The sequence below is a fragment of the Pseudomonas baetica genome, assembly GCF_002813455.1.
In the GTDB taxonomy this organism is placed as follows: domain Bacteria; phylum Pseudomonadota; class Gammaproteobacteria; order Pseudomonadales; family Pseudomonadaceae; genus Aquipseudomonas; species Aquipseudomonas baetica.
Genome location: NZ_PHHE01000001.1, coordinates 5,476,772 through 5,495,965 on the forward strand (window position 1 = coordinate 5,476,772; position 19,194 = coordinate 5,495,965).

A 19,194-nucleotide genomic window follows, 5' to 3' on the forward strand; every position below is an offset into this window, starting at 1 on the left:
TCGACAGGCTTTGCAGTAACACGCTTCGAACGCTTTAACGCTTTTCAAATATTGCTCAAAAAAAATAACAAGGAGTCAGCTTATGAAACGTCGTTTCGGGATTCGTACCCTGTGCACTACCGCGCTGGCGGTCAGCGCCTTCAGCCTGAGCAGTGCGCTGCTCGCTGCCGATGCCGTGAAAATCGGTTTTCTGGTCAAGCAGGCCGAAGAGCCGTGGTTCCAGACCGAATGGGCATTCGCCGAGAAAGCCGCCAAGGACAAGGGTTTTGAACTGATCAAAATCGCCGTGCCGGATGGCGAGAAGACCCTGTCGGCCATCGACAGCCTGGCGGCCAACGGCGCCAAGGGCTTTGTGATCTGCCCGCCGGACGTGTCCCTCGGCCCGGCGATCATGGCCAAAGCCAAACTCAATGACCTCAAAGTGATTGCCGTCGACGATCGTTTCGTCGACGCCAACGGCAAGTTCATGGAGGACGTGCCGTACCTCGGCATGGCCGCGTTCGAAGTCGGCCAGAAGCAGGGCGCCGCCATGGCCGCTGAGGCGAAAAAGCGCAACTGGGACTGGAAAGACACCTTTGCTGTGGTCAACACCTACAACGAACTCGACACCGGCAAGAAACGCACCGACGGCTCGGTCAAAGCCCTGGAAGAGGCCGGCATGCCGAAAGACCACATTCTGTTCGCCGCGCTGAAAACCCTCGACGTGCCGGGCAGCATGGACGCCACCAACTCGGCGTTGGTGAAACTGCCGAGTGCGGCGAAGAACCTGATCATCGGCGGCATGAACGACAACACCGTACTTGGCGGCGTGCGCGCCACCGAAGCTGCCGGGTTTGCTGCCGCCAACGTGATTGGTATCGGCATCAACGGCACCGATGCGATCGGCGAGCTGAAAAAGCCCAACAGCGGCTTCTTCGGGTCGATGCTGCCAAGTCCGCACATCGAAGGCTACAAAACCGCCGAGATGATGTACGAGTGGGTCACCACCGGCAAAGAACCACCGAAATACACGGCGATGGACGACGTCACCCTGATCACCCGCGAGAACTTCAAGCAAGAGCTGGAAAAAATCGGCTTGTGGAACTGACGGCAACGCCGGCCCGGGCAACCGGGCCGTTTGATTGAGGTGGCTTAAATGCACGCGCAAGTACAGACAACACAACACAACGCTGGCGGCAGCCTGCGCTTCAACGGGATCGGCAAAACCTTTCCTGGCGTGAAAGCGCTGGACGGCATCAGCTTCGTCGCCCATCCCGGCCAGGTTCATGCCTTGATGGGCGAGAACGGCGCCGGTAAGTCGACCCTGCTAAAAATCCTCGGCGGCGCTTACATCCCGAGCAGCGGCGAGTTGCAGATCGGCGAGCAGACGATGGCGTTCAAATCCACTGCCGACAGCATTGGCTGCGGCGTGGCGGTGATTCACCAGGAACTGCATCTGGTGCCGGAAATGACCGTGGCCGAGAACCTGTTTCTTGGTCACCTGCCCGCCAGTTTTGGCCTGATCAATCGAGGTGCGCTGCGTCAGCAAGCGTTGAGCTGCCTCAAAGGTCTGGCCGATGAAATCGATCCGCAGACCAAGGTCGGACGCTTGTCGCTGGGCCAACGGCAATTGGTGGAAATCGCCAAGGCGCTGTCGCGTGGCGCCCATGTGATCGCCTTCGACGAGCCGACCAGCAGCCTCTCGGCCCGCGAGATCGATCGTTTGATGGCGATCATCGGTCGCCTGCGTGACGAGGGCAAAGTCGTGCTCTACGTCTCGCATCGCATGGAAGAAGTGTTCCGCATCTGCGACGCGGTGACCGTGTTCAAGGACGGTCGCTACGTGCGCACGTTCGAGGACATGAGCCAGTTGACCCACGATCAACTGGTGACCTGCATGGTCGGACGCGACATTCAGGACATCTACGATTACCGCAACCGTCCGCGCGGCGCAGTGGCGCTGAAAGTCGACGGCTTGCTTGGCCCGGGGCTGCGCGAGCCGATCAGTTTCGAGGCGCACAAAGGCGAGATTCTCGGGCTGTTCGGCCTGGTCGGGGCAGGGCGTACTGAATTGTTCCGCTTGCTCAGTGGTCTTGAGCGCAACACGGCCGGCCGTCTCGAACTGCGTGGCCATGAACTGAAATTGCGTTCACCCCGTGATGCGATTGCTGCCGGGATTCTGCTGTGCCCGGAGGATCGTAAAAAGGAAGGGATCATTCCGCTGGCCAGTGTCGCCGAGAACATCAATATCAGCGCCCGTGGCGCGCATTCCGGTCTCGGTTGCCTGTTGCGCGGCCTCTGGGAAAAGACCAACGCCGACAAGCAGATCAAGGCGTTGAAAGTGAAAACGCCGCACGCCGGTCAGCAGATCAAATTTCTCTCGGGCGGCAATCAGCAGAAAGCCATTCTCGGCCGCTGGTTGTCGATGCCGATGAAAGTCCTGCTGCTGGACGAACCGACCCGTGGCATCGACATCGGTGCCAAAGCCGAGATCTACCAGATCATCCATAACCTCGCCGCCGACGGCATTTCGGTAATCGTGGTGTCCAGCGACCTGATGGAAGTGATGGGCATCTCCGACCGCATCCTGGTGCTGTGCGAGGGCGCCCTGCGCGGCGAAGTCAGCCGTGACCAGGCCAATGAATCCAACTTGCTGCAACTGGCTTTGCCGCGCCACCGCGCTGACGGCGTGGCGAACTGAGAGGTGACTATGATGACAACCCAGAAAGAAACCCTGCCGACCCAGCGCAAACCTTTGGATATGCGGCGCTTCCTCGATGATTGGGTCATGCTGTTGGCGGCCGTCGGTATCTTCGTGGCCTGCACGCTGCTGATCGACAACTTCCTCTCGCCGCTGAACATGCGGGGTCTGGGCCTGGCGATTTCCACCACCGGGATTGCGGCGTGCACCATGTTGTATTGCTTGGCGTCGGGGCACTTTGACTTGTCGGTGGGTTCGGTGATTGCTTGCGCCGGCGTGGTCGCGGCGGTGGTGATGCGTGACACCAACAGCGTCTTCCTCGGCGTCAGTGCGGCGCTGGTGATGGGCCTGATCGTGGGTTTGATCAACGGCATCGTGATTGCCAAGCTTCGGGTCAACGCGTTGATTACCACGTTGGCCACCATGCAGATCGTCCGAGGCCTGGCCTACATTTTTGCCAATGGCAAAGCGGTGGGCGTCTCGCAGGAATCGTTCTTTGTCTTCGGCAATGGCCAGTTGTTCGGCGTACCGGTGCCGATTCTGATCACCATCGTCTGCTTCCTGTTTTTCGGCTGGCTGCTGAACTACACCACCTACGGGCGCAACACCATGGCCATCGGTGGCAACCAGGAAGCGGCGTTGCTCGCCGGGGTTAACGTTGATCGGACCAAGATCATCATCTTCGCCGTGCATGGCGTGATTGGTGCGCTGGCCGGGGTGATTCTGGCATCGCGCATGACTTCCGGGCAGCCGATGATCGGCCAGGGTTTTGAGCTCACGGTGATTTCCGCTTGCGTGTTGGGCGGGGTTTCGCTGAGTGGCGGGATCGGCATGATTCGGCATGTGATTGCCGGGGTGTTGATTCTGGCGATCATCGAGAATGCGATGAACCTGAAGAACATCGATACGTTTTATCAGTATGTGATTCGCGGTTCGATTTTGCTGTTGGCTGTGGTGATCGATCGCCTCAAACAACGCTGATCCGATTCTCCTCAGGACTGGATTTCAACACGCGAATCTATGGGAGCTGGCCAGCGATTGCGTCAGATCATTCAACAGCAACTTTGAATGTTCCGCCGCCATCGCTGGCAAGCCAGCTCCCACAGGGATTCGCGGTCAGCACTAAACGTCGGTTCACCGCAAAAATTGTGGGAGCGGGCTTGCTCGCGAAGGCGGTGTATCAGTCGACGAAAATGTTCACTGACACTCCGCCACCGCTGGCAGCCGGCTCCCACAGGGATTCGCGGTCAGCACTGAACGTCGGTTCACCGCAAAAACTGTGGGAGCGGGCTTGCCAGCGAAGGCGGTGTATCAGTCGACGAAAATGTTCACTGACACTCCGCCTTCGCTGGCAAGCCAGCTCCCACAGGGATTCGCGGTCAGCACTGAACGCCGGTTCACCGCAAAAACTGTGGGAGCGGGCTTGCTCGCGAAGGCGGTGTATCAGTCGACGAAAATGTTCACTGACACCCCGCCTTCGCGAGCGAGCCCGCTCCCACAATGGACTGCGTCATTCCCCCGCCTTCTGTCTGACCCCTGAAATTTCCCTTGCCCGCCCGCACCCGTTTCGGTTATCACTTTGTACATGATTAGACAGGTACGATTTGACAAGAAACAACGGGTGGTCGACGAACTCGTCCGACGCATCGAGAGCGGCCTCATGGAGGACGGCTTTCTGTTGCCCGGCGAGCATCAGTTGGCTCAAGAATTCAAGGTCAGCCGTGGCACGTTGCGCGAAGCGCTGGCCGAATTGAAGCGGCGTAAATACATCGCCACGCAAAGCGGAGTCGGCTCGATCGTCACGTTTGACGGTGTCGCGCTCGACCAGCGCAGCGGCTGGGCGCAGACGCTCGCCGACAGCGGGGCGTTGGTCAACACCGAAGTGTTGCGCCTGGAGGCCGTGACCCGACCCGATCTGCTTTCGCGGTTCGGCACTGACCAATTCATCACCCTCGACCGTCGTCGCCGCTCCAACGACGGCACGCTGGTGTCCCTCGAACGCTCTTTGATGCCAGCGACTGGCGGCCTGGAAAGCTTGCCGCGCGTGGGGCTGATCGACAATTCCCTGACCATTACCTTGGCCGCCTACGGCTACATCGGCGAACGCGGCGATCAGTGGATCGGCGCCGAACCGCTGAATGCCGAAGATGCCGAACTGCTTGGCCGCCCGGTCGGCACCGTATTCCTCAAAGCCTTGCGCACCACCTACGACCGGCAAAACCGCTTCATGGAACAGGTCGAAAGCCTGCTCGACCCGGTGCATTTCCGTATGCACCTGCAATTTGGAGAATCGAAATGACCACGCTCAACCGTGCCCTGGGCGCTTTCTATGGCTTGGCCCTCGGTGATGCGCTGGGCATGCCGACGCAATCGCTGAACCGCGAAACGATCAAGACCCGCTTCGGCCAGATCATCGATCTGCAAGACGCAGGTCCCTTGCAACCGATTGCCGCGAACATGCCCAAAGGCTCGATCACCGATGACACCGAACAGGCGATTCTGGTCGGCGAGTTGTTGATCGAAGGCAAGGGCCGGATCGAACCGGCAGTGCTGGCGCAACGGCTGATCGAATGGGAAGCCGAAATGCAGGCCAAGGGCTCGCAGGACTTGCTCGGCCCGTCGACCAAACGCGCTATCGAAATGATCCTCGCCGGCCATTCGCCGGAAGAGGCCGGGCGCTATGGCACCACCAATGGCGCGGCGATGCGGATTACCCCGGTGGGGATCGCCGCGGATGTCGCCGACCCCGAGCGCTTTATCGCGGCGGTGGTGCAGGCCTGTCAGGTGACGCATAACACCACGCTGGGAATTTCCAGCGCGGCGGCGGTGGCGGCAGTGGTCTCGGCCGGGATCAATGGCATGGATCTGGGCGAGGCGTTGAACCTCGGTCAGCAGATTGCTCAGCAAGCAGAATCCCACGGCCATTGGGTTGCCGGTGGCCGCATCGCTTCGCGTATCAGTTGGGCACGCACCATCAGTGTCGATAGCGACAAGGCGTTGCTGGCGGATCTGCTGTACGACGTGATTGGTACTTCGGTGGCGTCGCAGGAGTCGGTGGTGGTGTCGTTCGCGCTGGCGCAGCAAGTGGCGGTCGGTGAGATGAGCGCATTTGATGGGTTATGCATGGCGGCGAGCCTCGGTGGCGACACCGACACCATCGCCGCGATACTCGGGGCAATGCTTGGGGCCTGCCTGGGCCTTGAGAGTTGGCCTGCTGAGATGGTTGCAACGGTGAAAGCCGTCAATGATCTTGAGCTGGAACCGTTGGTGCAAGGACTGTTGGCCTTGCGCTGACTAGTCTGGCGCCTTCGCGAGCAGGCTCGCTCCCACAAGGATCACGCTGTATCTGTGGGAGCGAGCCTGCTCGCGAAGGGCGCGCTGCAATTGTTGAATCATTCACCCGCAATGGATCGCACAGACAGGCCCAGGATGGCCGGGATGTCTTGTCGTTTTGCGTCATTGCCACAACCACAAAAAAGGCAACAGGAGCACTTTCATGAGTTCATCAAACGCCGGGCCAAGCGCCGGGCAACTGGAAACCCGCGGCATCGAACCGGTGCCGGAAGCCGAGTGCAACGGTCATCCGCTGCAACTGTTCTGGGTCTGGTTCGCCGCAAACATTTCCATTCTCGGCCTGCCGCTGGGCGCCACGCTGGTCGCGTTTCGCGGCCTGGCGATCTGGCAGGCCATCATCGTTGCGATCATCGGCGCTGCCGGTTCGTTTGCAGTCGTCGGGATCATCTCGATTGCCGGCCGTCGTGGCCGCGCGCCGAGCCTGACCCTGTCGCGAGCGATCTTTGGTGTGCGCGGCAATATCGGCCCGACGCTGGTCTCGCTGATGTCGCGCCTGGGCTGGGAAACCGTCAACACCACCACCGCCGCGTTCGTCTTGCTGTCGCTGTGCTCGATCCTGTTCGGCTCGCCAGTGGAAGCGAAGAGCGCACCGGTGCTGACGCTGATCTTCATCGCGATTTTCGTGCTGCTGACCCTGTCCGTCTCCGGCCTCGGCCACGCCACGTTGCTGGTGATTCAGAAGTGGGCGACTTATGTGTTCGGTGCGCTGAACATTTTGGTCGGCGGCTTCCTTTGCGCGACCATCGACTGGACAGCGGTGTTCAACGCCACGCCGGCGCCGATGAGTGCAATGATCATCGGCATCGGCACCATGGCCGCCGGCACCGGGATTGGCTGGGCCAACGCTGGCGCCGACATGTCGCGCTATCAACATCGCAGCGTGAAGGCTGTGCGCCTGGTCGCTTCGGCGGCGTTCGGCGCCGGCATTCCGCTGGTGCTGCTGATCACCCTCGGTGGTTTGCTCTCGGTGGGCAACAATGACCTTGCCTCGGCGACTGACCCGATCGTGGCGATCCGCGACATGCTGCCGACCTGGATGGCCGTGCCGTACCTGATCACCGCGTTTGGTGGCCTGCTGCTGTCGAATAACCTGTCGGTGTACTCCGCCGGTTTGACCACGCTGACCCTGGGCCTGAAGGTCAAACGCGTCTACGCCGTGGTGGTCGACATCGTTGCGATCTTCGCCGGTTCGATCTACTTCATGTTGATCGCCGACAGTTTCTACGGCCCGTTCATCACTTTCATTTCCCTGCTCGCGGTACCGATCACCGCGTGGGTCGGGATCTTCGTCGTCGACCTGATTCACCGTCATTACTACAGCCCGAAAGACTTGCTGGATGTCAGCCCGAGCAGCGCTTATTGGTATCACGGCGGTATCGAGTGGCGTGCGTTCGGCGCATGGGCGATTGCCATCGTTCTTGGCTTCAGCTTCACCACCATCGGCACCACCGCGGAAAATGTCTGGTTCAAAGGCTTCCTGTCCGACTCGTGGCTGGGCCACAACGGTCTCGGCTGGATCGTGACGTTCGTGGTCGCCGGTGGCATTTACTGGGTACTCGGTGGGGCGAAAGATCGCCGCGCCGCGCAAGTCGAGAATGCTCATGCCTAAGATGTTGCACACCGGCCAGGTGATCATCGACCTGGTCATGGCCGTGGAAAAACTGCCGCAAATCGGCGGTGATGTGCTGGCGCAGTCTGCCGGTTTCGAAGCAGGTGGCGGCTTCAACGTGATGGCGGCGGCAGTGCGTAACGGTCTGCCGGTGGTCTATCTCGGTCGCCATGGCACCGGTCGCTTCGGTGATCTGGCGCGCGAGGCGATGAACGCGGAAGGCATTCACATCGGCATCAACACACCCGCGCAAAGCGACACCGGTTTGTGTGTGGCGCTGACCGATGCTTCGGCCGAGCGCAGTTTCATTTCCTACATCGGCGCCGAAGGTGAAGTGACGATCGAGGATTTGAACAGCGTCGCCGCCGAGGCCGGGGATTATGTCTACGTCAGCGGTTACAGCCTGTTGCATGAAGGCAAGGCGCAGGCGTTGCTCGACTGGACACTGGCCTTGCCCGCCAGCATCTACGTGGTGTTCGATCCGGGGCCGTTGGTGGAATCGCCGGATTCGCCGTTGATGCAGGCATTGCTGCCGCGCATTGATGTGTGGACCAGCAACAGTGTCGAAGCGCTGTGCTTTACCGCAGCTGAGAATATTGGCGATGCGCTGGATCGTCTTGCCGAACATCTGCCAGCGGATGTGCTGATGGTGGTGCGCGACGGGCCGCAAGGTTGCTGGATTCATCAGCGTGGCGAGCGTCGGCATGTGCCTGGGTTTGCCGTCAAAGCGGTGGACAGCAATGGTGCCGGTGATGCCCATGCCGGGGTGTTTGTCGCCGGGTTGGCGCAAGGGTTGAACGCGCATGAAGCAGCGCGGCGGGCGAATGCGGCGGCGGCACTGGCAGTGACACGCTGGGGGCCGGCCACTTCGCCGGGGAGTGCTGAGGTTGATGCGTTGATCAGCCAGACTCTCGGCGACTGAACTGCCGCTATCGCTGGCAAGCCAGCTCCCACATTGGAGCTGTGCCAAGCACAAACCCCTTTAGGAGCTAACGCAGGCTGCGATCTGATCGTTCCCACGCTCTGCGTGGGAATGCAGCCGGGGACGCTCTGCGCCCCACAGCTAAAAGATCGCAGCCTGCGGCAGCTCTTACAGGGGCAGACGTTGTCAGCTATCGAGCTTGCGCGCCGCTTCAACCCCAGCCGCACTGAGCTTGATCGGCAGGTTCAGCGAATGTTCGCCGGCCTCGTTGCAGGTCACATGACCATGGTGGATCAGTCCGCGATCCTGTAAGGCGGCGAGGGCGCTGGCGACGACTTTCTCGCCCCGATAATTGTCCAGCACCTCCTTGCCCAAGCCGCTCGGGTGGGCGTGCAGCAGGCGGGTGAGGACTTCTTTTTCCAGGTTTTTATCGACGTTCATGGTTACCTCTTCATTGGATTGAATAGGACGCTCGCGTCGGCGAACTGCTACTGACCGGACCCTTCGGAACCCGAGCCACCGGTGGTGGTTTTCGAGCCGACGCCGGGGCCGGCATTATCTGGCGATGCCGGGGAGTCGGGGGTGTTCATGCCGCCCTGGCGACCGGGGTCACTGCCTTGCGTGCGCGGGTCGGTGCCGGTGGCCGGTGGCTGATTGATCAATGGCACACCGGAACCATCGGTGTTCATGCCCGGAGCGCTATTGATGGCCGGCGCACGCGGTGGGGTCGGGTCGGTAGGGCCGGTGCCTGCAGCGGTTGCAGCGAAGGCTGCGGGGCAGAGCAGGGCGGTGAAGACAAGAGCGGTCAACCTTGACGGAATCATAGGGCTTCTCCAGTGATTGGAATCCTTACCCTTTGTTGGTCTGCCCGCAAACCGGATTGGTGCCTGAGGAACGACGAACGGTCTAAATCACCTGCGCGGTTTTGATGTTGATCCGGCGCCAGAGCAGTCGGCCGAGGGTGATCAACCAGTTCACCAGCGCGACCGCCAACACCGTGAGCAGCAGCGTTGCCATATCGTGTTCAACGATGATTTTCCCGGCCAGTAACGGAAAGCCGAAAACGCCGATGAAGTAGGCAAGACTGAACAGCAGCAGTGCCTGCGACGTCGTGCCATTCGGTGCTTCGTTGGCGGCCAGGCCGTTGATCACCGAATAAGTCAGGCCGTAACCGACACCGAGCATCACCGCCGCCAGCAGATAAGTGAAACCGCTGTGGACGCCGAACGTGAACAGCACAATCGAGCCGAGCATCAACCCCGACAGCAGACAAGACGCACGCAGCGGATCACGCTTGACCACGAAGCCTGCGATCAGCATCCGGCTACTGATCGCCGCACCCATGAAACCGAGAAAGAACAGCGAGTAATCCAGCGAGCGGGCCGCGGCATAACTGGTCTGGAAACTCGACAGGCCACCGAACACACAACCGCCAAGGCCGACCATGATGATCGGAAACAGAGCGCGGGAGCCGAGCACTTGGGTGGTCGCTTGCCAGGTGATTTTCGCCGCTGAGGTGGCTTGGGTACTTTGCAGGCGAGCACCGAGACGCCAGAACAGCAGCACGCCGATCAGGCTCGCCAGTGCCGCCAGATAGAACGCCGACGTCACCGGCAAGCCCAGCGCACTGGCCGCGCGCCCGAGCAGCGGGCCGCTGCCGATCCCGGTCATCATGCTCCCAGACAGCAAGGCAAAATATTTCGCCCGCTGCGCCGGGGTCACCAGAGTGGCGACGATAATCGGCCCCAAGGTGTAAAACATCCCCCAGCCCAACCCCAGCAACAGACCGAAACACAGCAACAGGTGACCGACCCCCGGCGTCATCGCAAAACCGAGGCTGGCCACCACCAACATCAGGCCAAACAACGCGATCGAACGCGCCGCGCCGAGCAGATCGGACAGGTGCCCGGACACCAGCACCGCCGCAAACGTGCTGAGCATCGCCGCCGAAATCACGCTGCCGGCATCGTGTTCGTTGCCGCCGCGCGAGCCAATCAACAACGCCAGCAGAAACGTCGAGCCGTAGGACAGCGACAGCAGATAACTGGCGAGGCAGAACAGGCCGAACAGCTTGCCCGACACCTTGGGTGTGGCTTGAGACATGACGCGGTTCCTTGACCGGATACATTGGCTGCCCTCTATCTAACACGCCCGACGCCAGGCTTAGATCTGAGCTTGGTGAAGTCAGGATCGTTGCGGGCCGGAGTAATGCGTTCAGACGATGCCAATCTCTTCCTTGAATTGCTCCATGAAACCTTTCAGACGTTGATGACGGATCTGCGCCAGACGCTGGCCGGCGGCGGTCTGGAAACCGTCGGCAAGGTGCAGCAGTTTGGTCTGGAAGTGATCCAGACAGAAGCGTGTGTCGTTGTAATCGCGATGTTTTGCCTCCGGATCCTGCGGGTCGTACAACGCCGAGCCCATGCGTCCGGCGACGTAGAAAGTGCGGGCGACACCGAGCATGCCCAGCGAGTCGAGACGGTCGGCGTCCTGGACGATTTTAGCTTCCAGGGCGACGGGCGTGATGTTGGCGGAAAAGCTGTGGGCTTCGATGGCGTGGGCGACAGTCTTGATTTTGGCTTCGGGCCACCTCAGGTCGGTCAACACGGCCGACGCTTTTTCCGCTGCCAGACGCGAGGCTTGCGCGCGCAGCGGCGAGTTTTTCTCGACAGCCACGCAATCGTGCAGCAGCACCGCCGCGAGCAATACTTCAAGATTTCCGCCTTCCTCGGCCTGCAAGGTGCGCGCGTTGTGCCACACCCGTTGCAGGTGCGCGAGGTCGTGGGCACCGTCGTCTGAGGGTTCGAGGGCGTGAGGAAGCAGTTCTTCAGCAAGGGGCATCAGAGGAATAAAAGCGCTGGCAGACATAAACATTCTTTCAGTTGAGGTGGGTGTCGGTGGCGAGGGAGCAAGCTCTCTCGCCACAAAAGCATTGGCGCCTTAGTATGGCGCTTTCCATTTTCCAACAAGGCCCGTCCATGTCGATCGAGATCCGCCCGGCGACCCCTAGCGATGCACCGCAAATCCTCGCGTTCATCACCGAACTGGCAGATTTCGAAAAGGCCCGCCACGAAGTGATTGCCAGTGTCGCCGACATCGAGCGCAGCCTGTTCGGCGAAGGCGCCACCGCTCACGGCCTGATCTGCCTGCGCGATGGTCTGCCCATCGGTTTCGCGGTGTTCTTCTTCAGCTATTCGACCTGGCTCGGCAGCAACTGCCTGTACCTCGAAGACCTCTACATCACCCCCGAACAACGCGGTGGTGGCGCCGGCAAAACCCTGCTGCGGCATCTGGCAAAAATCGCCTGCGACAACGACTGTGGCCGTTTCGAGTGGAGTGTCCTGGAGTGGAATACCCCGGCCATCGACTTCTACAAATCCCTCGGTGCCCAACCGCAGGAAGAGTGGGTGAGGTATCGCATGGATGGCAAGGTGTTGCGCGAGTTCGCCGAAGGTTGATCAGCAATGGTGGCAATCCAATGCTAATTCGATTGTCGCCAGCCCTCTAGTCCGGCATTCTACGCGCCATTTTTGCGCGCTCACGGACGACACCTGCAATGCCTCTGGCACTCTTTCTCCACGCTCGTGGAGCTTTAGTTGCGTCACCGAGTGATCGGCGATGAGCGGACTACGGGCGTCAATGTGTCTGTATGGCCTGGTGAAAAACTCGGGCTCGACCGACAACCCCCAGCGTCAACCAGTCGATATTCTCTGCATGACAAATCGTGCGGGCGGCAGCGCCATTCGTGCGTTCGTGTCACGCCTCGATGCCGAGTTGATGACGCGCAGTGCCGGGCTCGCCGACTACCGCGTGATACCGCTACGCACCTTCGATCCGACGGCGTTTATCGACGCTCATCAAGGTTGGCTGACGCTGCACGTCTGTTGCGGTTTCGTCGCCCCTGCCGGGCATTCGCTGCTCAAGGACGGCGGGTTGATGCCGATGGGCTGGTACGTCTATTCCGAGATCGGCCAGTGGACGGCCCAGCATCATCTCGACCTCGGCGCACAAATGGCCGAACTGCTGCAATCGACTTACGAGCGTAATCACCTGCGCAACTACAACGTCTGGCTCAACGAACTCGACAATGCGACGCCGGCCGAACTGGCCTGGCAAACCGACGAAGCCTGGCGGCACCTGCAAACCACCGCATCACCCGACAGCCGAGAGCATTGCCACGCCCTGTTCGACCCCGTCGACAACCGCTGGCGCTTCGCCGCGACCGACATCGATATTCATCCGCCGCACCCGGAACCCCTGAAGCAAGGAGCTTTGAATTGAGTGGTAAACCCGCTGCACGCGTCACCGACCCGACCGCCTGCCCATTGCCAGGCCATGGCACCAACCCGATTGCCTCCGGCTCGCCGAACGTCTTCTTCGACGGCCTCGCCGCCGCGCGCATGACCGATAAATCGGCGTGCGGCAGTCCGATCACCGGGGCAGTTTCCGGCACGGTATTCATCAATGGCCTGAATGCCGCAACGCTGGACAGCACCGGAGGCCACGGCAATGTCGTGGTTGGTGGTTCGGGCACTGTGATTATCGGCCAGAGCGGCGGTGGGGCGGCGTTTAGCGGGTTGTTGCCGATGCCGGTGCATTTCAATGATCGGATGCAGGTAGTCAACGAGATAACGGGAGAACCCATGCCCAATCATCCTTACGCAATTCAACGCGGCGACGGACGTGTCGAGCACGGCATTACAAATGATGCGGGTTTCACCCATACGGTGAGCTCGCACATACCCGAATCCATCAAGTTGTTCGTGGAGTAGGTTCGATGACTGCTGAAAACCCTGATTTGAAAGGATGCCAAAGGCTGGTCGTGACCCATGACTTGACCTGTAAAACCGATGGAACGGTTAAGCAGGCTACGGTTACTCCGAAAAAGATTGTGCTGTTTTTTGTGGGTGGAGCGGGCGATAAAGAAAGTTATTACGGAACCGGGCCTAACAATAACGTTGCCGAAGCACTGAAAATCTTTGTGAAGAATATGGATGCGGAGGGACTCTGCGCGGATACGTACGACGCACACCATATTGGCTATAACGCGTTCATCAGTGAAGACGGGCTCAAGGCAAGCGTATTGGATAAAATTTCAGACCTTACGACACCGGTCTACATTATCGGACACAGTCTGGGAGGGTGGAACGGGGCTCACTTGTCAAAAGTCCTGGCCGACAAGGGGTACCGAATTCCGGTACTGGTAACTCTTGATCCGGTCGGAGAAGGACAGATTGTATGGGGTATTTCCAATATCTATCAGAAAGAACCTACGCCTAAAACTGAATATTGGGTGAATGCAAGAGCCGACGCCAAGGACTGGAATTTTTCTGACCTTGTGGCAGATTTCGGAGAGCAGTGGGATATGAAAAGCGGTCCGAACATGAATGGCAGAGTTGACGTGAACCATGCGGATGCCTGGGCAATTTATATTGCCGATCTTGGGACGGGGATGTCAGCCAGAGATGTTTTGATGGAGTCGGTGGTGTTGCATTTTAAAGGGAGGAAATGTGCGTAATTTAATTTTGTTTTTGATGTTTTCGCTGTGTGCTTCATGTGCGATCAGCCACGGAAAACCTACTGCCAAAATCGAATATCTGGGCGTCGAGCGATACCTGGACCGAAATATCTATCAAGTCAGATTTTCATCCGATGTCGATGTCGACAAACTATTCAAGTCAAAAATAAGCCAGTCTTTGCTCTGCTCTTTGGGTGAGGGGATGGATTTCTCGCAACCGCGCAATCTGAATCAGTATGGTGAGGGCTGGATTGAAACCGTTGCGCCTGCTGACGGAACAGCCTTCAAAGCGGATCTGATGTTTCGCAGAGTGAAAGACTCATCGAGTGACACGCTGATGAGCAGCGAGGATTTACGCACTGTGTTAGCGGGCCGACAGTCAATCGCATGCAAAGTCAGAATCAACTCCTACTCTTACAAAATTTACTATTCAGACGTGATGAACATTCCTGTTGCTGATCTGTTAAAGGAAATCAACAAGTACTGAGAAGGGGCTTCCTGCCTGATCGCAGGAAGCCTTGATCCGGTTTAACACGCCTCTGTCGTTCCCAGTTGCCACTGAGCAACCCATCAAGCGCCTTTCGCACGGAAACCTTGAAAGCTCCGGCCTTCTTTTTATCGAAGGCCGCTTTCCAGTAGGCGTAACCCTGACTGAAATCCGCAGCCTGCTCGCTCTTGTTTATCTCATAATGTGGGATTGATATTTATATATTGAGATATGACAGCTCGTGGGTTTATAGTCCGTCGCACTCACTGCCAAAAACAAAACAGGTGAAGCGATGCTGGCGCAATTGATCGCGCTCGATTGGGGGACGACCTCATTACGTGCTTACAAACTCGCGGCGGGCGGTGTGGTGCTGGAGCAGCGCGCGCTGTCGTCCGGGATCATGCAGTTGCCCAAGACCCCGCGAATCATCAACGGTCGCGAATGCGCCGACGGTTTTGAACTGGCCTTTGATGAGGTGTGTGGCGACTGGCTCGATGCGCAACCGGATCTGCCGGTGATCGCTTGCGGCATGGTCGGCAGCGCGCAGGGCTGGCGTGAAGCGGCCTACTGCGAGACGCCGGCAAACGTCGCCAATCTCGGGAACTCCTTACAAACATTGATCAGCCTTCGCGGCACACCAGTGCATATCGTGCCGGGCGTGATTCAACGTTCGCGTCTGCCGAATGTGATGCGTGGCGAAGAGACTCAAGTCCTCGGTGTGCTGCAGAATCTTCCGGCCGAAGCGGGCAGCGACTTGTTGATCGGCCTGCCGGGCAGCCATTCGAAATGGGTGGAAGTGGTCGATGGCCGCATCACCCATTTCGATACCTTCATGACTGGCGAAGTATTCGCCGTGCTCAGCGAACACAGCATCCTCGGCCGTACCCAACTGCAGGGCGCGACGTTCGACGGTCAGGCGTTTGACCGGGGCGTGCAGGTGGCGCTGTCGGCGGACGGTGAACTCGGCGTGCTCTCGAATTTATTCAGTGCGCGAACGCTGGGCCTGACCGGTGAACTCAGCCCGACGGCGCAAGCGGATTACCTGTCCGGCCTGATGATGGGTCATGAACTGGCGGCACTCGCCACGGTTCAGCGGCATCGACGCAACAGCGTGCATCTTCCTTCGATCATCCTCATCGGTAACGCGCAACTCTGCGCGCGCTATAGCCGTGCCCTCGATGCTTGCGGTTTCGCCAAGGTCACGCTTGCCGAACAGGCCACCGAGCGTGGCTTGTGGCAACTGGCGCTGGCCGCCGGACTGATCGATTCCTCATCCCGTTAACCCTGACTGGAGGCCTGACATGCTCAAGCAAGCATTGGCACAAAACGGTCTGATCGCGATCCTGCGCGGCCTGCATCCGCAGGAAGCCGCCGCTGTCGGAGAAGTCCTGTATGCGGCCGGATTTCGCGTCATCGAAGTACCGCTCAATTCCCCTTTGCCGTACGAAAGTATCCGCATCCTGCGCAAGACCTTGCCCGCCGATTGCCTGATCGGTGCCGGTACGGTGTTGACGCCGGAACAGGTCGAGCAAGTGAAAGAAGCAGGCGGCCAAGTGATTGTCATGCCGCACAGCGATGCCAAGGTCTTGCGCGCAGCCAAAGCGGCGGGGCTGTTGCTGTCGCCGGGTGTCGCCACGCCGACCGAAGCGTTCGCGGCGCTGGCGGAGGGCGCGGACATTCTCAAGCTGTTCCCGGCTGAGCAGATGGGCCCGGCGGTCGTCAAAGCCTGGCTGGCGGTATTGCCGGCCGGGACGATTCTGGCGCCGGTCGGTGGCATCACCCCGGACAATATGCAGGCGTTCATTGATGCTGGGGTGAAAGGCTTCGGCCTTGGTTCCGGCCTGTTCAAACCGGGCATGACGCCGGAGCAAGTGGCGGTCAATGCCAAGGCCTACGTGGCAGCGTGGAAGGCACTTCGTTAAGACTTTTTAGCGCTGCGTGCGCTGCATCTAATAAGAGAGACAAAAAGATGAAAATCACCAAACTCACCACCTTCATCGTCCCGCCGCGCTGGTGTTTCCTCAAGATCGAAACCGATGAGGGCGTCACCGGTTGGGGCGAGCCCGTAGTCGAGGGTCGTGCCCACACCGTTGCCGCTGCCGTTGAAGAATTGTCCGACTACCTGATCGGCAAAGACCCACGCAACATCGAGGATATCTGGACGGTGTTGTACCGCGGCGGCTTCTATCGTGGCGGCGCAATTCACATGAGTGCACTGGCCGGTATCGATCAGGCGCTGTGGGACATCAAGGGCAAGGCCCTCGGTGTGTCGGTCAGCGATCTGCTCGGTGGCCAGGTGCGCGACAAGATCCGCGTGTATTCGTGGATCGGCGGCGACCGTCCGGCCGACACCGCACGCGCGGCGAAAGAGGCGGTGAGCCGTGGTTTTACCGCAGTGAAAATGAACGGCACCGAAGAACTGCAATTTCTCGATACCTTCGAAAAAGTCGACCTCGCCTTGGCCAACGTGGCCGCCGTGCGTGACGCGGTCGGGCCGAATGTCGGCATTGGCGTCGACTTCCATGGTCGGGTGCACAAGCCGATGGCCAAGGTGCTGATGAAGGAGCTCGACCCGTACAAACTGATGTTTATCGAAGAGCCGGTGCTCAGCGAAAACTACGAAGCGCTGAAGGAGCTGGCGCCGTTGACCAGCACGCCGATTGCGCTCGGTGAGCGGCTGTTCTCGCGCTGGGACTTTAAACGGGTGTTGAGCGAAGGTTACGTCGACATCATCCAGCCGGATGCGTCCCATGCCGGCGGCATCACCGAAACCCGCAAGATCGCCAACATGGCCGAAGCCTACGACGTGGCCCTGGCGTTGCATTGCCCGTTGGGGCCGATTGCGCTGGCGGCGTGTTTGCAACTCGACGCGGTTTGTTACAACGCGTTTATCCAGGAGCAAAGCCTGGGCATCCATTACAACGAGAGCAATGACTTGCTCGACTACGTGAAGGACCCGCGGGTGTTCGATTACGACAAGGGCTTCGTGAAGATCCCGAACGGGCCGGGGCTGGGCATCGAGATCAACGAGGAATACGTGATCGAGCGTGCGGCCGTCGGCCACCGCTGGCGCAACCCGATCTGGCGCCATGCCGATGGCAGTTTTGCCGAGTGGTGAGTCCCTTCTGACTCCCCACCATTCTTCTGTGGGAGGGGGCTTGCTCCCGAATGCGGCGTGTCAGCTAAATGAATGTCGACTGATACCCCCTCTTCGGGAGCAAGCCCCCTCCCACCGTGTTGATCTCCATGGATGGGAGATTTGCGTCATGACCTCAATAAACATAAGAAGAGGCATCTCTCATGCAACCGCAAACCCTCACCGGGCAGGCGTCTTTAGTCACGCCTAGCCGCAAGCGGTTTTTCATCATGGTGTTGCTGTTTATCACCGTGGTCATCAACTACCTCGACCGCAGCAACCTGTCGATTGCCGCGCCGGCCCTGACCACTGAACTGGGCATCGACCCGATTCACGTCGGGCTGATTTTCTCCGCCTTCGGCTGGACCTACGCCGCCATGCAGATCCCCGGCGGCTGGCTGGTGGATCGGGTGCCGCCGCGCATTCTGTATAGCGTTGCACTGTTGCTATGGTCGCTGGCCACGGTGATGCTCGGTTTCGCCGCCAGTTTCATTGCGCTATTCGTGCTGCGCATGGCGGTCGGTGCGTTGGAAGCACCGGCCTATCCGATCAACAGCCGCGTGGTCACCACTTGGTTTCCCGAGCGTGAACGCGCCACGGCGATTGGTTTCTACACGTCCGGGCAGTTCGTTGGATTGGCTTTCCTCACCCCGGTACTGGCTTGGCTGCAACACGAATTCGGCTGGCACATGGTGTTCGTCGCGACCGGTGCAGTGGGCATCATTTGGGCGGCGATCTGGTACGCGGTGTATCGCGAGCCGCGGGATTTCAAAGGCGCCAATGCTGCAGAAATCGATCTGATCCGCGAGGGTGGCGGGTTGGTGGATATTCAGGCCGAGAGCGCCAAGGTCAAAGCCAGATTCAGTTGGGCCGATCTCGGCATCGTCCTGACTAAGCGCAAGTTGTGGGGTATCTACCTCGGCCAGTTCTGCCTCAACTCGACGCTGTGGTTTTTCCTGACGTGGTTCCCGACCTACCTGGTGAAATATCGCGGCATGGACTTCATCAAATCCGGCCTGTTGGCGTCGCTGCCGTTTCTCGCAGCGTTCGTCGGCGTGTTGTGTTCGGGGTTCTTTTCCGACTTTTTGATCCGTCGTGGTTACACCGTCGGTTTCGCGCGCAAGTTGCCGATCATTGGCGGGCTGCTGATTTCCACTTCGATCATTGGCGCCAACTTCGTTGAGTCAACGCCGCTGGTGATTGCATTTCTGGCGCTGGCGTTTTTCGGCAACGGTCTGGCGTCGATCACCTGGTCGCTGGTGTCGACGCTGGCGCCGGCGCGTCTGCTCGGCTTGACCGGTGGGGTGTTTAATTTCATCGGCAACCTGTCGGCGATTGCCACGCCGATCGTGATCGGTTTCCTCGCCAGTGGTGATTCCTTTGCCCCGGCGATCACCTACATCGCGGTTCTCGCACTGATTGGCGCGTTGTCCTACGTGCTGCTGGTGGGCAAGGTCGAACGTATCGAGTTGTAGTGCTCTGCGTCGG

20 protein-coding genes are annotated in these 19,194 nt (G+C 59.6%); 16 read left to right on the forward strand and 4 right to left on the reverse strand.

Going from position 1 to position 19,194, the window contains the following annotated elements:
• Window positions 1-82 precede the first annotated feature (82 nt).
• The 7 genes from ATI02_RS25365 (at window position 83) to ATI02_RS25400 (ending at window position 8,565) form a co-directional block, all read left to right on the forward strand.
• Complete coding sequence (locus ATI02_RS25365; RefSeq protein ID WP_095188573.1) at window positions 83-1,087, forward strand: substrate-binding domain-containing protein; 1,005 nt, start codon at window positions 83-85, stop codon at window positions 1,085-1,087.
• Window positions 1,088-1,135: 48 nt separating this feature from the next.
• Window positions 1,136-2,680: an L-arabinose ABC transporter ATP-binding protein AraG gene (gene araG, locus ATI02_RS25370; protein ID WP_095188572.1), complete on the forward strand. Its 1,545-nt coding sequence runs from the start codon at window positions 1,136-1,138 to the stop codon at window positions 2,678-2,680.
• Window positions 2,681-2,692: 12 nt separating this feature from the next.
• Window positions 2,693-3,661, forward strand: coding sequence for an L-arabinose ABC transporter permease AraH (araH, locus tag ATI02_RS25375; protein WP_095188662.1), 969 nt, complete (start codon window positions 2,693-2,695; stop codon window positions 3,659-3,661).
• Between the two features lie 604 nt (window positions 3,662-4,265).
• Window positions 4,266-4,979, forward strand: a complete 714-nt coding sequence (locus tag ATI02_RS25385) for a GntR family transcriptional regulator (protein ID WP_100847699.1) — start codon at window positions 4,266-4,268, stop codon at window positions 4,977-4,979.
• A complete protein-coding gene (locus tag ATI02_RS25390; RefSeq protein WP_100847700.1) occupies window positions 4,976-5,974 on the forward strand; it encodes an ADP-ribosylglycohydrolase family protein in 999 nt (332 codons plus the stop codon). The genes ATI02_RS25385 and ATI02_RS25390 overlap by 4 nt, the downstream gene beginning before the upstream one ends.
• 202 nt (window positions 5,975-6,176) lie before the next feature.
• Window positions 6,177-7,643 carry a purine-cytosine permease family protein gene (locus ATI02_RS25395; protein ID WP_095188569.1) on the forward strand — a complete coding sequence of 489 codons (1,467 nt, stop codon included), beginning with the start codon at window positions 6,177-6,179 and terminating at the stop codon, window positions 7,641-7,643.
• Entirely contained in the window at window positions 7,636-8,565 is a 930-nt protein-coding gene (locus ATI02_RS25400; protein ID WP_100847701.1) for a PfkB family carbohydrate kinase, read from the forward strand. The genes ATI02_RS25395 and ATI02_RS25400 overlap by 8 nt, the downstream gene beginning before the upstream one ends.
• 186 nt (window positions 8,566-8,751) lie before the next feature.
• Here ATI02_RS25400 and ATI02_RS25405 read toward each other — a convergent pair whose 3' ends face one another.
• The 4 genes from ATI02_RS25405 to ATI02_RS25420 all read right to left on the reverse strand — a co-directional run bounded on the left by ATI02_RS25405 (window position 8,752) and on the right by ATI02_RS25420 (window position 11,433).
• The gene (locus ATI02_RS25405) at window positions 8,752-9,006 is read right to left on the reverse strand and encodes a hypothetical protein (RefSeq protein ID WP_092279308.1); all 255 of its coding nucleotides are present in this window, start codon (window positions 9,004-9,006) and stop codon (window positions 8,752-8,754) included.
• A 47-nt stretch (window positions 9,007-9,053) separates the two neighbouring features.
• Complete coding sequence (locus tag ATI02_RS25410) at window positions 9,054-9,389, reverse strand: hypothetical protein (protein ID WP_095188568.1); 336 nt, start codon at window positions 9,387-9,389, stop codon at window positions 9,054-9,056.
• Window positions 9,390-9,471: 82 nt separating this feature from the next.
• Complete coding sequence (locus ATI02_RS25415) at window positions 9,472-10,668, reverse strand: MFS transporter (protein WP_100847702.1); 1,197 nt, start codon at window positions 10,666-10,668, stop codon at window positions 9,472-9,474.
• Window positions 10,669-10,779: 111 nt separating this feature from the next.
• Window positions 10,780-11,433 (reverse strand): HD domain-containing protein, encoded by a 654-nt coding sequence (locus tag ATI02_RS25420; RefSeq protein WP_100847703.1) that lies wholly within the window; start codon window positions 11,431-11,433, stop codon window positions 10,780-10,782.
• Between the two features lie 110 nt (window positions 11,434-11,543).
• Here ATI02_RS25420 and ATI02_RS25425 point away from each other — a divergent pair, with 110 nt between their 5' ends.
• The 9 genes from ATI02_RS25425 to ATI02_RS25465 all read left to right on the forward strand — a co-directional run bounded on the left by ATI02_RS25425 (window position 11,544) and on the right by ATI02_RS25465 (window position 19,181).
• The gene (locus ATI02_RS25425; protein WP_095188660.1) at window positions 11,544-12,023 is read left to right on the forward strand and encodes a GNAT family N-acetyltransferase; all 480 of its coding nucleotides are present in this window, start codon (window positions 11,544-11,546) and stop codon (window positions 12,021-12,023) included.
• Between the two features lie 160 nt (window positions 12,024-12,183).
• A complete protein-coding gene (locus tag ATI02_RS25430) occupies window positions 12,184-12,846 on the forward strand; it encodes a hypothetical protein (protein WP_100847704.1) in 663 nt (220 codons plus the stop codon).
• A complete protein-coding gene (locus tag ATI02_RS25435; RefSeq protein WP_095188564.1) occupies window positions 12,843-13,337 on the forward strand; it encodes a PAAR domain-containing protein in 495 nt (164 codons plus the stop codon). Before ATI02_RS25430 ends, ATI02_RS25435 begins: the two co-directional genes overlap by 4 nt.
• Window positions 13,338-13,342: 5 nt before the next feature.
• Window positions 13,343-14,083 carry an alpha/beta hydrolase gene (locus tag ATI02_RS25440; protein WP_095188563.1) on the forward strand — a complete coding sequence of 247 codons (741 nt, stop codon included), beginning with the start codon at window positions 13,343-13,345 and terminating at the stop codon, window positions 14,081-14,083.
• Complete coding sequence (locus tag ATI02_RS25445) at window positions 14,076-14,570, forward strand: hypothetical protein (RefSeq protein ID WP_095188562.1); 495 nt, start codon at window positions 14,076-14,078, stop codon at window positions 14,568-14,570. Before ATI02_RS25440 ends, ATI02_RS25445 begins: the two co-directional genes overlap by 8 nt.
• A 292-nt stretch (window positions 14,571-14,862) precedes the next feature.
• Complete coding sequence (locus ATI02_RS25450) at window positions 14,863-15,852, forward strand: 2-dehydro-3-deoxygalactonokinase (protein WP_095188561.1); 990 nt, start codon at window positions 14,863-14,865, stop codon at window positions 15,850-15,852.
• Window positions 15,853-15,871: 19 nt separating this feature from the next.
• Window positions 15,872-16,492: a 2-dehydro-3-deoxy-6-phosphogalactonate aldolase gene (locus ATI02_RS25455; RefSeq protein ID WP_100847705.1), complete on the forward strand. Its 621-nt coding sequence runs from the start codon at window positions 15,872-15,874 to the stop codon at window positions 16,490-16,492.
• Between the two features lie 47 nt (window positions 16,493-16,539).
• A complete protein-coding gene (dgoD, locus tag ATI02_RS25460) occupies window positions 16,540-17,688 on the forward strand; it encodes a galactonate dehydratase (protein WP_095188559.1) in 1,149 nt (382 codons plus the stop codon).
• A 182-nt stretch (window positions 17,689-17,870) separates the two neighbouring features.
• Entirely contained in the window at window positions 17,871-19,181 is a 1,311-nt protein-coding gene (locus ATI02_RS25465) for an MFS transporter (RefSeq protein ID WP_100847706.1), read from the forward strand.
• The last annotated feature ends 13 nt before the right edge of the window (window positions 19,182-19,194 follow it).

What these genes read in the sequence shown, in the direction of transcription:
- ATI02_RS25455 (WP_100847705.1), top strand. Translation starts at nt 15,872, where the DNA reads ATGCTCAAGCAAGCATTGGCACAAAACGGTCTGATCGCGATCCTGCGC.
- dgoD (WP_095188559.1), top strand. Translation starts at nt 16,540, where the DNA reads ATGAAAATCACCAAACTCACCACCTTCATCGTCCCGCCGCGCTGGTGT.
- ATI02_RS25410 (WP_095188568.1), bottom strand. Translation starts at nt 9,389, where the DNA reads ATGATTCCGTCAAGGTTGACCGCTCTTGTCTTCACCGCCCTGCTCTGC.
- ATI02_RS25420 (WP_100847703.1), bottom strand. Translation starts at nt 11,433, where the DNA reads ATGTCTGCCAGCGCTTTTATTCCTCTGATGCCCCTTGCTGAAGAACTG.
- araH (WP_095188662.1), top strand. Translation starts at nt 2,693, where the DNA reads ATGACAACCCAGAAAGAAACCCTGCCGACCCAGCGCAAACCTTTGGAT.
- ATI02_RS25430 (WP_100847704.1), top strand. Translation starts at nt 12,184, where the DNA reads ATGAGCGGACTACGGGCGTCAATGTGTCTGTATGGCCTGGTGAAAAAC.
- ATI02_RS25405 (WP_092279308.1), bottom strand. Translation starts at nt 9,006, where the DNA reads ATGAACGTCGATAAAAACCTGGAAAAAGAAGTCCTCACCCGCCTGCTG.
- ATI02_RS25450 (WP_095188561.1), top strand. Translation starts at nt 14,863, where the DNA reads ATGCTGGCGCAATTGATCGCGCTCGATTGGGGGACGACCTCATTACGT.
- ATI02_RS25425 (WP_095188660.1), top strand. Translation starts at nt 11,544, where the DNA reads ATGTCGATCGAGATCCGCCCGGCGACCCCTAGCGATGCACCGCAAATC.
- araG (WP_095188572.1), top strand. Translation starts at nt 1,136, where the DNA reads ATGCACGCGCAAGTACAGACAACACAACACAACGCTGGCGGCAGCCTG.
- ATI02_RS25400 (WP_100847701.1), top strand. Translation starts at nt 7,636, where the DNA reads ATGCCTAAGATGTTGCACACCGGCCAGGTGATCATCGACCTGGTCATG.
- ATI02_RS25415 (WP_100847702.1), bottom strand. Translation starts at nt 10,668, where the DNA reads ATGTCTCAAGCCACACCCAAGGTGTCGGGCAAGCTGTTCGGCCTGTTC.
- ATI02_RS25395 (WP_095188569.1), top strand. Translation starts at nt 6,177, where the DNA reads ATGAGTTCATCAAACGCCGGGCCAAGCGCCGGGCAACTGGAAACCCGC.
- ATI02_RS25440 (WP_095188563.1), top strand. Translation starts at nt 13,343, where the DNA reads ATGACTGCTGAAAACCCTGATTTGAAAGGATGCCAAAGGCTGGTCGTG.
- ATI02_RS25465 (WP_100847706.1), top strand. Translation starts at nt 17,871, where the DNA reads ATGCAACCGCAAACCCTCACCGGGCAGGCGTCTTTAGTCACGCCTAGC.
- ATI02_RS25365 (WP_095188573.1), top strand. Translation starts at nt 83, where the DNA reads ATGAAACGTCGTTTCGGGATTCGTACCCTGTGCACTACCGCGCTGGCG.
- ATI02_RS25385 (WP_100847699.1), top strand. Translation starts at nt 4,266, where the DNA reads ATGATTAGACAGGTACGATTTGACAAGAAACAACGGGTGGTCGACGAA.
- ATI02_RS25390 (WP_100847700.1), top strand. Translation starts at nt 4,976, where the DNA reads ATGACCACGCTCAACCGTGCCCTGGGCGCTTTCTATGGCTTGGCCCTC.